The 11,410-nt window shown below is 46.1% G+C and carries 10 protein-coding genes; 7 read left to right on the forward strand and 3 right to left on the reverse strand.

Going from position 1 to position 11,410, the window contains the following annotated elements; genetic code table 11:
• Positions 1–109: 109 nt before the first annotated feature.
• The gene (locus GK108_RS07860) at positions 110–1,111 is read right to left on the reverse strand and encodes an FHA domain-containing protein (protein WP_163945333.1); all 1,002 of its coding nucleotides are present in this window, start codon (positions 1,109–1,111) and stop codon (positions 110–112) included.
• 375 nt (positions 1,112–1,486) lie between these two features.
• Between GK108_RS07860 and GK108_RS07865 the strand changes: the two genes are divergently transcribed.
• The 3 genes from GK108_RS07865 (at position 1,487) to GK108_RS07875 (ending at position 3,758) form a co-directional block, all read left to right on the forward strand.
• Positions 1,487–2,140, forward strand: coding sequence for a DUF2975 domain-containing protein (locus tag GK108_RS07865; protein WP_163945336.1), 654 nt, complete (start codon positions 1,487–1,489; stop codon positions 2,138–2,140).
• 3 nt (positions 2,141–2,143) lie between these two features.
• Entirely contained in the window at positions 2,144–2,392 is a 249-nt protein-coding gene (locus GK108_RS07870; RefSeq protein ID WP_163945339.1) for a helix-turn-helix domain-containing protein, read from the forward strand.
• A 487-nt stretch (positions 2,393–2,879) separates the two neighbouring features.
• The gene (locus GK108_RS07875; RefSeq protein ID WP_163945341.1) at positions 2,880–3,758 is read left to right on the forward strand and encodes a diacylglycerol/lipid kinase family protein; all 879 of its coding nucleotides are present in this window, start codon (positions 2,880–2,882) and stop codon (positions 3,756–3,758) included.
• Positions 3,759–3,775: 17 nt separating this feature from the next.
• Here GK108_RS07875 and GK108_RS07880 read toward each other — a convergent pair whose 3' ends face one another.
• Together GK108_RS07880 and GK108_RS07885 are read right to left on the reverse strand one after the other, a co-directional pair.
• Positions 3,776–5,899 (reverse strand): cation:proton antiporter, encoded by a 2,124-nt coding sequence (locus GK108_RS07880; RefSeq protein ID WP_163945344.1) that lies wholly within the window; start codon positions 5,897–5,899, stop codon positions 3,776–3,778.
• Between the two features lie 12 nt (positions 5,900–5,911).
• Complete coding sequence (locus GK108_RS07885; RefSeq protein WP_163945347.1) at positions 5,912–6,481, reverse strand: hypothetical protein; 570 nt, start codon at positions 6,479–6,481, stop codon at positions 5,912–5,914.
• Positions 6,482–6,910: 429 nt separating this feature from the next.
• On the opposite strand from GK108_RS07885, the gene GK108_RS07890 reads away from it, so the two are divergent.
• The 4 genes from GK108_RS07890 to GK108_RS07905 all read left to right on the forward strand — a co-directional run bounded on the left by GK108_RS07890 (position 6,911) and on the right by GK108_RS07905 (position 11,406).
• A complete protein-coding gene (locus GK108_RS07890) occupies positions 6,911–8,125 on the forward strand; it encodes an argininosuccinate synthase (RefSeq protein WP_163945350.1) in 1,215 nt (404 codons plus the stop codon).
• Positions 8,109–9,371, forward strand: a complete 1,263-nt coding sequence (locus tag GK108_RS07895; protein ID WP_163945353.1) for a glycosyltransferase family 4 protein — start codon at positions 8,109–8,111, stop codon at positions 9,369–9,371. Before GK108_RS07890 ends, GK108_RS07895 begins: the two co-directional genes overlap by 17 nt.
• Positions 9,372–9,410: 39 nt before the next feature.
• Entirely contained in the window at positions 9,411–10,391 is a 981-nt protein-coding gene (gene argC / locus GK108_RS07900) for an N-acetyl-gamma-glutamyl-phosphate reductase (protein WP_163945356.1), read from the forward strand.
• A 130-nt stretch (positions 10,392–10,521) separates the two neighbouring features.
• On the forward strand, positions 10,522–11,406 hold the full coding sequence (locus GK108_RS07905; RefSeq protein ID WP_212592750.1) for a hypothetical protein: 885 nt from the start codon (positions 10,522–10,524) through the stop codon (positions 11,404–11,406).
• The last annotated feature ends 4 nt before the right edge of the window (positions 11,407–11,410 follow it).

Below are 11,410 nucleotides of genomic sequence, written 5' to 3' on the forward strand. Positions count from 1 at the left end.
AATCATGTTAATCCTGTCAGAGATTTATCTCGGTAAATCCTGAAAATGTTTCAAAACCAGAAACACAACAAAGAGGAGTAATCCGAAAACAAGTAGTGCATCGATCATGCTACGTAGTACGTTGGAAGTGTAGGGTAACCATACTGTTGAGCAGAATTTGAGCTTTATCGGGCAAGGAATACCACTGTGGATTAGCGGGTTCACTACGTGGAATGAGCTGTTCATTCACGCGGGTTTCGTTTCGACTGAACGAGGCTAGTTGAAACGTTTGGGTTGCATCATCGTACCGAATACGTGCGTGCGGGTTTGATACGTAGGCCGATTCGAGCAGCAAATAGTTCGGAAAATGCTGATTGTCGGGTTCTTTTCTGGCTACTACAATCTCCCGATCGCGCATTAAATACGTATCCTCTTTATTCAATTCGGCAACGTAGTACGTAATCTCGGCTAGTCCGGCGGCCATGCTACGTGGTAAGCTAGGCACGTTTCGTGTAGCTGATCCCGTCATCGGAGCCCGTTCGTTTGGCGAAGGCGACGTATCAAATTTAAATTTCACGACAAAAGCCCCCGGCTCGCGAAAGTCGATATGCTGAAACGTATTCAGGTCGACATCCACTTTTTCGTAGCGGTTGGTTTGTTTGACGCGTCGCGTTACGTGTAGTTTATCGGACGATTGACGCTGTTCGTTACCGGGCAAAATACCTGTGAGCGCACCCACTACGTAGACATCTGTTGGCGAAACCGTTTCTCCCCCAAATTCATGGCCACCCCCAAACTTAAAAAACCAACTGGAGGCCACGGGTGCTATACGTTCATACGGCCCTTTATGCGACTCAATAACCGCTTTAAACGACTTAACCGCTTCATCAACGATTACCGGAAATGCATTCTGGCGTTCCTCGTACGTATCTGGGTGGAGGATAATTAGAAAGTGCGCATTGAACAGCATACTTGTTCCTACAGACTCCCGGCCGATGGAATCCTCGAACGATGTCACCAACTCAGTTAAAATCCGTTTGTTGGTTACGGCAACGGTAGAGCTGGTTTGACTCTGGCTGGGGGGCACGAGTAGATTTCCTAATTTATGAAGCCAGTTGGGCTGATCTGCCATGGGTGAACGTGAATAGGTTCGTACTACACCCTTAAACGATGCTCGCTATCATTTTCTTTTGACAGCCGTCAAGTTGATTAAGTTGAGGGCGGTGGCCATAGGCCTAATAAGGTGAGATATGTCTATTTGCAAGTAATAACTCTCACTAAAACAAGGTAGCTGCGTAATCCGCTACGTTTAATAACTAGTGGAATACCTACCGTTCAGTACAGAAGCTTTCATTGGGTTATGAGTTTTAGCATTCAAACTAAAGTGCTCCTTGTTTAAATAGGATATTTTTATTTATTCAATAAATATTTTCTCTAATTCGATTAATATTTATTGATATTCAATAAATATACTTTCCTTTGTTTCATCAATCAATTATCGACACATATGGAAACTAATTCTCACTTGGTATTTCCAACCGTTAAGGGGCTGGTTACCATCTTTTATTATCTGATGCTGGCTGTTCTGATTCTATTCGCAGCCAAAAGCGGGCTCAAACTGTTACAGGCACAAGCCGGTCCATTTCCTCTGGATCAGGAACATCCAAACTATGTATCGGTTCCGGTAGCCTGGGCACCAGCCAGCGATAAGACCATCATGACGACTGGGAAGCCTCAGCTTTTTTTAACCCCTCAAAAACAGACTGGACAACTCCAGGTTCCAATTCGATCAATTCCGGGGTTGTTGATGAGCCTACTGGGAATCGTTGGCTTGGTGACCGCAACCTGGATGTTCTTATTGCTCCGGCAAATTTTTCGTTCGGTTCAGATCCAATCTCCTTTCCAGGCGGCTATTGCCCGACGCATTACAACAATGGGTTTCCTTTTTTTAGGACAAACTGCCATTGAAGCGCTCCTTAAACTGGCGCTTTGGCAGCAGACCAGGCCTTATTTCAACCACATTCGACTCGCCAATCAAGCTTCGTTGAGCGTGGATATTCAGTTGGATGGCCCTTGGTTGTTGGGGTTAATTTTATTGGCTTTAGCCCAGGTCTACCAACGAGGCATCGAACTCCAACTTGAAAACGAATTAACTGTCTGACTCATGCCTATTATTGTCAATCTGGATGTGATGATGGCCAAACGTAAAATGTCGCTCTCCGAACTGGCCCAGAAAGTAGACCTCACGCTAGCCAACCTCTCGATTTTAAAGACAGGCAAAGCCAAAGCGATCCGCTTCAGCACGCTGGAAGCCATTTGTCAGGCTCTGGACTGTAAGCCCGGAGATATTCTCGATTTTGAATCCGATAACCCCACCCCGTCAACACCGGTCGAAGAACACGCTCTGCTCTGATTTCACCCAACCGTTTCTCGTGGTGATTATAGTGGTTTCATATAAGCCTGATCACCGTGTCTAGTGTCAACTTTCGGTTTACCCTTTCTAACATTCATTAGTTAAGGTGGATGGATACTAAAGGAATGATAAAAAAACGGAGCAATGCCCAGGCCACCCTAAAATCACGTATAAAACAGCCAACGTTTAGTTACTTATCGTTAACTGTTGTAATAATCCTGCGAAGTGTTCTTTTTTTCAAGACATCGTATGCTTCCCTTGTCCTGTTTATACGCACCAGTGAACCTTGAAATGGGGGCTAAAACCAAATACTGGAAGCGGAATCCTGTAAACTGATTAACTTTACATAAGGATTCTGTATGATAACGTAGCAATGGACCGGATCAGGAAATTTTACAACGAGTATAAACCTTATATTTTTTCAGACGGCTGGTACTACGTCTTTATCGTCGTTTTTATTCTCATTCTCTTTATCTTCTTTTCCTGAGTGGCCTCTTTATCAGCCGTTCTGGCTATCATCAACCCCTTATCTGGCACTACGTCTGCTGAGCAAAAAGCGTTGATTCGTGAAACCTTTTTACGAAAGGCTGAAGCCCTTGGCTTTGCCCCGGAGGTAGCCGTAACAACACATCCTGGCCATGCTACAGAATTAGCTGCCCACGCGGTCCTGCGTGGTGTAAATCGTGTTTTGGCCATTGGGGGCGACGGAACAATTAACGAAACAGCTCAGGCATTACGTCGGTCGGCAACGGCCCTCGGCATTGTCCCGGTTGGGTCGGGAAATGGGCTGGCCCGTCATCTTAACGTACCGCTTAATCCGCTGGTGGCTGTTGAACGAGCGCTGCGGGGGCAGCCTGTTGTTATCGACAGTGCAGAAATCAATGGACATCCTTTTTTCTGTACAGCGGGTATGGGCTTTGAAGCTTACGTAGCACACGAATTTGCTCAACAACCAGTACGGGGTTTGCCAACCTATATTAAGACGGCATTTCGCGCATTTTGGGCCTATAAGCCAGAGCGTTTTATCATCGATGGGCAGGAACGGGAATTGTTTTCGCTAACGTTTGCCAATGCTGGTCAGTTTGGCAATAATGCCTGGATGGCGCCTAAAGCCAACATTGCCGATGGCCGACTCGAACAGTGTGAGATACACCCTTTTCCGGCTCAGGCAGCGGCAATGTTAACCTGGAGGCTATTCAATAAATCCCTGGATGCTTCGTCGTATTGGCGGGGAAAAGCAGTAATGAAAGCGGTCGTTGAGGCCAGTGGCCCGCTACGTATCCATGTCGATGGCGAGCCGTTGATGTTACCCGACAATAAAGCCGACATACGAATACTGCCCAGTAGTCTGCTGGTTTTACTGTAAGTAGTTGATTTGTAAGGTTATTTAAAGATTTTGCCGATAATATTACCAATCTCGACAAAGTCTTCATTGTTGCTTACTGATCTTTGCTCTATATAATCGTCGTTGTTGTCGGTGTGCGGGAAGACGAGCAGGTAGTTTTTGTCGGCAAACTTTGAATTCAGCATGTCAGGGATTACGCGCATTTGTGGCATGTAAGAGGTCATATCCCGCTTAGCCATCATCAGGATTAGCCCTTCGTCGTCGTTCAGTGATTTAGTCGCTCGCTCCATTTCGTGCCAGTTATTGATGGGGGTAAAATCGGCTTCAATAGTTACTTTTCTGAGAATGTTCTGGAGAATATCGATGGTCGATTTTTCGGCAAAAAAGCTGAGAACCGCGCCTGAGTTTCGGGCAATATTCCATATCCTGAGCAATGCATAAAAGAATCCCGGTTCCTTATGGGATTTAGGAGGAAGTACAACCAAGTGTCTTTTTATTGTGGATATAGGCTGTACCGCATGATAGACCAGTACATTCGTGCTTTCATTCTGGAGGTAGCCGTTATAGAGATTATAAACAAACGATGGCGAGAATCCCTTGCTGCTTTCAAGGCCGATAATCAGATCGGTAACTTTTTTCTCCTTGATTACATTATTGATCCCGTTGATAACATCGTTGTCATAGCGGGTTAGCGGGCTAAGGCTTATGTCCGCAGCGGAGGCAATATTGACGGCATTGTGCAGAATCTTTTCCGCATTTTTTACAGACGATTCCTGTTTCTCCTCATTAATAACATTCAGCGCGAAAAGACGGTCTGTATTGGTTTTTGCTTTAATGATCAGCGATAGGTTAACCATCTTTTCGACCGTCTCCGAGTGGTTGACGGCCAGCAAAACACGCTCCTCCTCCGGGCTATTACCGGCAACCGTTTCTTCGTGATCGGTTTCGGCTATTTTTTTCGCGTTGGCCATAGAAACGAAAGATGAAACAGTACAGGATACCAGGATCATCAGAATGCTGCCGTTTAATACGTGTTCATTCAGAAGCCTGACAGGCTCACCGGCTTCATTTTCCGAAATAATGATATTATAGCCAACCAGCACGGCCGCCAACGTAGCGGCTGCCGATGCCGAACTGAGTCCGAATATAAGCCCACCTTCTTCTTTGCTTAGCTTAAATGTTTTTTGGGTAGCAACAGCGGCCAGGTATTTTGTACCTATGGCGGCAATCGTCATTAGGGCAGCTACTTTTATGGTTTCCAGGCTTTTAAAAAACACGGAAAAGTCAATCAGCATGCCTACGCTAATCAGAAAGAAGGGGATGAATATGGCATTTCCCACAAATTCTACCCGATTCATTAGGGAGGAGGTGTGAGGTATTAGTCGGTTTAAGGCGAGCCCTGCCAGAAAGGCACCAATAATCGCTTCTACACCCGCCAGTTCGGCCAGCATGGCAGCCAGATAAATCATCACCAATACAAAAATGTACTGGGAAATTTTGTCGTTTACTTTCTTGAAAAACCAACGACCAATAATTGGGAAAAGAAGCAGAACGGTCAGGCCGAAAAGCAATACAGATACAGACAAACGTATCCAGAATTCGCTGCCAACGTCGCCCTGAGCCATGCCAACCGAAATGGCCAGCACTAAAAGGGCTAGTATATCGGTAATCATTGTACCGCCAACCGTTATGTTAACTGCCGGATTTTTAGCTACCCCCATTTTACTCACCAAAGGGTAGGAGATCAACGTGTGCGACGAAAATAAACTGGCAAATAATATGGACGTTAAGGGTGAAAAACCAAGCAGATAATAAGCGCCAAGATACCCTAAAACCAGTGGGATGGTGAATGTATACAGGCCGAACGTAAGACTTTTCCATTTGTTCCGCTTGAAATCGCCCATATCAATCTCCAGTCCGGCCAGAAACATAATATAGAGGAGGCCTGTAGTACCGGTAACAACAATACTACTGTCCCGGGCTAATATGTTAAGGCCATTGGGACCAATGATAGCGCCGGCAATAATAAGCCCCAGCAAGTGAGGAACTTTGATTTTATTGAGCAGGATGGGGGCTGCCAAAATAATAACCAGCACAACCAGGAATTTCAATACAGGATCTTCAATAGGTAGCGACAAGTTATGGATACTCAGTATTGTCATGGTGGTTACTCGTTATTGGTTGGTACGGCTTAATTCTACGGAGAATTTGGCCGAACATTTATTGTCTATCGAAAGGGCGCGCGTACCTCTCATTTTGTTTGGTGTGATTTCATTTAAAACCACATTCATTTCTACTTGCTTGCTGGTAGCGGAGTCGGTTCTAAAACTAAGGTTGATCTGATTGTCGGCATACGTAGCAGCATAAACCCTAACGAGTTTGTTATTATTGATGACTTTGGTGACAATCTGAGTGGAATCACTACTGAACTCCCACAGGTCTGAGCGTTGATCGCCCACAACGTAGTCCGGACAGCTCGACTCGGTACAAATAACTTTGCTGGTCCATGCGCCAGCAATTGTTTCGGGCCAGGCCGCAATAATTACCATAGTGTCGTGGGTAGCCATCAGGCTATCACGCATTCTGGTGAGGGCTTGATAATCAGTTTCTTTTAACGCAAATTGTTTTTCTTTTTCCAGCAGGGCCTGCTCACGTTGTTCCAGTTGCTGCTCGCGTTCTTTATCGTGGCAACCACTTAAGAGGACCCCTGAACTTACGAGGAGTATAATAAGGTATTTAGTCATAATGAGTAAATAATAAGGCTATAACTTGAGTAATACGGCTTAATATACTATTTTTTCTTGAATAGATATAAACGTAGTCCGGTATAAAAGCTGCGGTCTTTCTAATTAATAGACAGATTTTAGAGGGAATTGGTTAGACGGTAGCTTTACCGTAAAGTCAGTACGCACTTTGCCATTAAGACGGCTGTTGAGTCGTAATTCCCTTTAGATTAGGCATATTACAACCCCGCAAATAATAATTGATTGAGGTGTTTTACTGGAAAAAAGGCAGTGCTAGAGGCATCCTAACTCGATTTTCGCTAAAAAGAAAGGTCGTTCATAAACAAAGCCGGGCTTGTTTATGAAAAAGCCCGATATTTGCCCCTCCAAAACTATACTGATGGCGGACAGGCCAATCAATGGGGTCGAGCGTCCGGCGTCCAATGTCTAATGTCGAAGAAAAAAGTAGTTCTTGCCTTTAGCGGAGGACTTGATACCTCCTTTTGTGTTAAATATCTGTCTGAAGACCGGGACATGGAAGTCCATTCTGTGTTGGTCGATACGGGCGGCTTTTCCGATGCTGAAATTAAAGCGATTGAGGAACGGGCTTATTCATTAGGCGTTAAATCGCACGTAACGATTTCAAAAACAGATGATTACTATCAGCAATGCCTGAAGTTTCTGGTCTATGGTAACGTATTGAAAAATAATACGTACCCACTGAGCGTCAGTGCAGAACGGATTTTTCAGGCCATAGCTGCTGCCGAATATGCCCGTCAGATCGGCGCTAATGCCATTGCGCATGGTTCTACAGGAGCTGGTAATGACCAAGTTCGGTTCGATATGGCGTTCCGGATCATCATTCCTGATGCGGAGATCATTACGCCAATCCGTGACCTACGCCTGTCGCGTGAGGCTGAAATTGAGTATCTGAAATCAAAAGGTGTCGTTCAGGAATGGCACAAAGCAGCTTACTCCATCAACAAAGGGTTGTGGGGAACGTCAGTCGGTGGTAAAGAAACACTGACTTCCGACCAGTTTTTGCCCGAATCAGCCTGGCCAACGCAAGTGACAAAAACGGAGCCAGAAACGATTACGCTGACGTTTAAACACGGCGAAATTAAGGGTATTTCTGGCGCTACGTTCGGCGACGAAACGTATGATAACCCCGTTGATGCTATTCGGAAGTTAACCGAACTGGCCGGACCCTTTGGCATTGGTCGGGACATTCACGTCGGCGATACTATTATTGGTATTAAAGGACGGGTTGGTTTTGAAGCACCGGCTCCGTTGATTCTGATCAAAGCCCACCATACACTCGAAAAACACGTACTGGGCAAATGGCAGATGTACTGGAAAGAGCAATTGGCTAACTGGTACGGTACTATGTTGCACGAAGGCCAGTTTATGGATCCTGTGATGCGGAATATCGAAACCTTCCTGAGCGATACGCAGGGACACGTAACGGGTAAAGTACACGTACACCTGGCACCGTATCGTTTCCAGGTGTTGGGAATCGAATCTGATTATGACCTGATGTCGTCGGCATTTGGCAGCTACGGCGAAATGAACAACGCCTGGACGGGCGATGACGTACGGGGCTTCTCGAAAGTGGCCTCGAACCAGGTGATGATTTACGAAAAAATCCGTGAACATAATTCTTGACGCTAGTCCGCTTGGTATCGGATTTTATCACCGACAGGCTCGGACGGGCATCAGCCGCGTTGTAGAACAGTTAGTAGCTGGTCTACAACGGGCTGATGACGTTACGTTGCTGTTGGCTGCTCCAACCCATCTGACCGAGACAATGCGTTACGCCGAAGTCGCTTTCGGTCCGCAAGTTCCTGCGTTTGCCAATCCGTCAACGGAGCAAAGATGGGCGCATGTTGAGAATAGTTTATTGAAGCCTTTTTCGCCAGTTGGAAAGCCGTCGAAACTACTTCGGCGTATCGCTTACGAGGCTCGGTTGAGACTGGGAAAAGAGACGTCTCGTTTTGAGACCGATCATTTGCCCGCCAACGCTCTTTATCATGCTACTTTTTTCCCGGCTCCGGATGATATCCGCAAAAGCAGGAAAATGCCGTTACTGCAGAGTATTCATGATTTGATTCCGATTCGGCATCCAGAGTGGTTCACATCGGGCGAACAAACGGTAAAGCAGGTGCTGGCGACATTGCCCGCTAATGCGTGGGTAACAACGGTATCGCAGGCAACGAAAGATGACTTCTGCGATCATACGGGCTTCGATCCTGCTCGGGTAGTACCTATTTTGCTAGCGGCTTCTCCTGATTTATTTTATTCTGGGGCTGATGAGGCTCAAATCCGTACTATTCGACAGAAGCTGGGCATTGGTGAGCAACCGTATCTGTTGAGCCTGGCAACGCTGGAGCCGCGAAAAAATATTGCCCATCTTATCCGTTCATTTGGAAGACTGGTTGATGGAGGAGAGTTGCCTGCCGACATACGGCTGGTATTGGTTGGAACAAAAGGCTGGAAGTTTGATGAGATTATGGCGGAGGCCAGCAAAAATCCAGCCTTGGCGTCGAGGCTGCATTTTACGGGCTTTGTTCAGGACGAGGATTTGGCACCCCTGTATAATGGCGCTTTAGCCTTTGTATACCCATCGCTATATGAGGGCTTTGGGTTGCCTCCGTTAGAAGCGATGCAGTGTGGTTTGCCCGTCATTACGTCAGATATTCCGGCAATTACTGAAGTAGTTGGCGAAGCGGCTATTCGGGTAGCGCCGACAGATTCAGATGCGCTTTGTGAAGCTATTCTTAAGCTAGTAGCCTCACCATCGTTACGGAATGAACTGTCCGCAAAAGGTATAAATCGGGCAGCGATGTTTTCGTGGGACAAATTTACGTCGGAACATGTTGCTCTCTATAAACGCATCATTGAATTAGTTTGAAATGCGGGCCTGTTGGAAATACGGTAGCCCAGATAAAGTATGAAACTGAACGTTGGTATCATTGGCGGAGCGGGCTATACGGGTGGCGAACTGCTTCGAATTCTCATTAATCACCCTTTTGTAGACATTGCTTTTACCCACAGCAAGAGTCAGGCCGGAAAACCAGTCTGGACAACACACACCGATTTGCTGGGCGATACCGATCTGACGTTCTCTGGCGATGAAATTGCTACGTTGTTATCAAAGGAAGGCCTGGATGCCATTTTTCTGTGTTCCGGACACGGAGCTTCTGCTAAGTTTATGGCCGAGAATGAAATCTCAGACGATATTACCGTAATCGATCTTAGCAATGATTTCCGGGATGAGCACGATGATTTCGTATATGGTTTGCCTGAATTGCAGCGTGAACGAATTCAGGAAGCTACCCGTATTGCCAATCCAGGTTGTTTTGCTACCAGCATTCAATTGGCTCTCTTGCCATTAGCGAAAGCTGGTTTACTACGTGAAGCTGTTCAAATAAGTGCCGTTACGGGTAGTACGGGAGCTGGTCAGGCGCTTGTGCCGACAACTGGTTTTACGTGGCGGAACAATAACATCTCCATCTACAAAGCTTTTACGCATCAGCATCTGGCCGAAATACGGCAGAGCCTGACGTCACTCGACCCTGACTTTAGCCACGCCATTAACTTTATACCCTACCGTGGCGATTTTACTCGTGGTATTATGGCTAATGTGTATATGCCATTTTCGGGGACGATTGAAGAAGCCAGGGAGTTGTATAAATCGTTCTACGCTAATCATCCGTTTACGCATGTCAGTGAAACACCGGTAGATGTGAAGCAGGTTGTCAATACCAATAAATGTTTGCTTCACCTTGAACTGCACGATGGACAATTGCTCATTACCAGCGTTATCGATAACCTGACAAAGGGAGCAGCGGGACAGGCAGTTCAGAACATGAATCTGGTTTTTGGATTGCCAGAAGATGCAGGGCTACGGCTTAAGTCTGTTGCATTTTAAGCGTTAGTTTGTTCATTATCAGTCATGCGGTGGCGTAATGGCCACTAATGGCTGATGTAGGTAAAGCTGAATCGTGGTAAAACTACAGCGTATAGGCTTGTTTATTACGTGTCTAGGGCTTGTTTCCTGCATGCCATTGGGTAGGATCAGCAAAAAAGGAAAAGATACTGGCGATTATTGCGCTCCGGCACTACGCTACGTGTACGATTCTACTTATGTGCCCCTTGGCGATGTTCAGGCGATTCTCAAAACGGATACGAGCTTTTTTAGAAAGTACTCCCGTCACGATTTACTGATGGCGAATGCTACGGGTATATTGCCGTTACTGAAAGAATTAAGTCAGTTAGAAGGCAAGCAGGACGATGATTCTCAGTTGGAGCGTGTCAGAAAGCGGCAGCAGATTCAGAGTCGGTTATTATTAGCTTCTACTGAAATAGCCAGTTTCGCGGCTGAACTGGATTGTGAAGGAGAGCGGGCTGAACAATTGGCTACGTATCTGGACCAGAAAGATAACAAGCGGATTCGAAAGCTCACCATTTTTTCAGTTGTTATTGGCGCGGTAACAACCGTAGCAACGGCACTTATCCAAGCCGATAATACGTCGAAAGTGGTAGGGGTGGCTGGTGGCTTAGTGAGTGCTGCAACGGGTGGACTGGCGGCTTTTTCGTCTAACCAAACCATTCCATACATGCATAAACGGAATTTGCTGGCCGATTTATGGACTCAACCGAAGGAGTCGACCATTTATCCGCCATTCATATGGTATGTGCTGAATGAAAAGTCATTTAGTAACAGCGGTCAGACCTCAATCGCTTATAATATCAGGCAACGCTGGAAAGACTATATGCTGGAAGATTCATCCCAGGAAGAAAAGGTGCTTTACTTTAGCGAAGGCGGAAACTACCAGGCCGATGATCTGCATGTACGGGCCAATATGATTAATCAATTGCAATCGTCAATACGATCAATCAATCAGGACTTGCAAAGCCTGACATTGAGTTTAGGTGATAAATAGTAGT

It is taken from the genome of Spirosoma terrae (assembly GCF_010435915.1).
In the GTDB taxonomy this organism is placed as follows: domain Bacteria; phylum Bacteroidota; class Bacteroidia; order Cytophagales; family Spirosomataceae; genus Spirosoma; species Spirosoma terrae.

Coding starts and splice junctions, on each gene's coding strand:
- GK108_RS07880 (WP_163945344.1), bottom strand. CDS start 5,899: ATGACAATACTGAGTATCCATAACTTGTCGCTACCTATTGAAGATCCT.
- GK108_RS07865 (WP_163945336.1), top strand. CDS start 1,487: ATGGAAACTAATTCTCACTTGGTATTTCCAACCGTTAAGGGGCTGGTT.
- GK108_RS07860 (WP_163945333.1), bottom strand. CDS start 1,111: ATGGCAGATCAGCCCAACTGGCTTCATAAATTAGGAAATCTACTCGTG.
- GK108_RS07890 (WP_163945350.1), top strand. CDS start 6,911: ATGTCGAAGAAAAAAGTAGTTCTTGCCTTTAGCGGAGGACTTGATACC.
- GK108_RS07885 (WP_163945347.1), bottom strand. CDS start 6,481: ATGACTAAATACCTTATTATACTCCTCGTAAGTTCAGGGGTCCTCTTA.
- GK108_RS07905 (WP_212592750.1), top strand. CDS start 10,522: ATGCCATTGGGTAGGATCAGCAAAAAAGGAAAAGATACTGGCGATTAT.
- GK108_RS07870 (WP_163945339.1), top strand. CDS start 2,144: ATGCCTATTATTGTCAATCTGGATGTGATGATGGCCAAACGTAAAATG.
- argC (WP_163945356.1), top strand. CDS start 9,411: ATGAAACTGAACGTTGGTATCATTGGCGGAGCGGGCTATACGGGTGGC.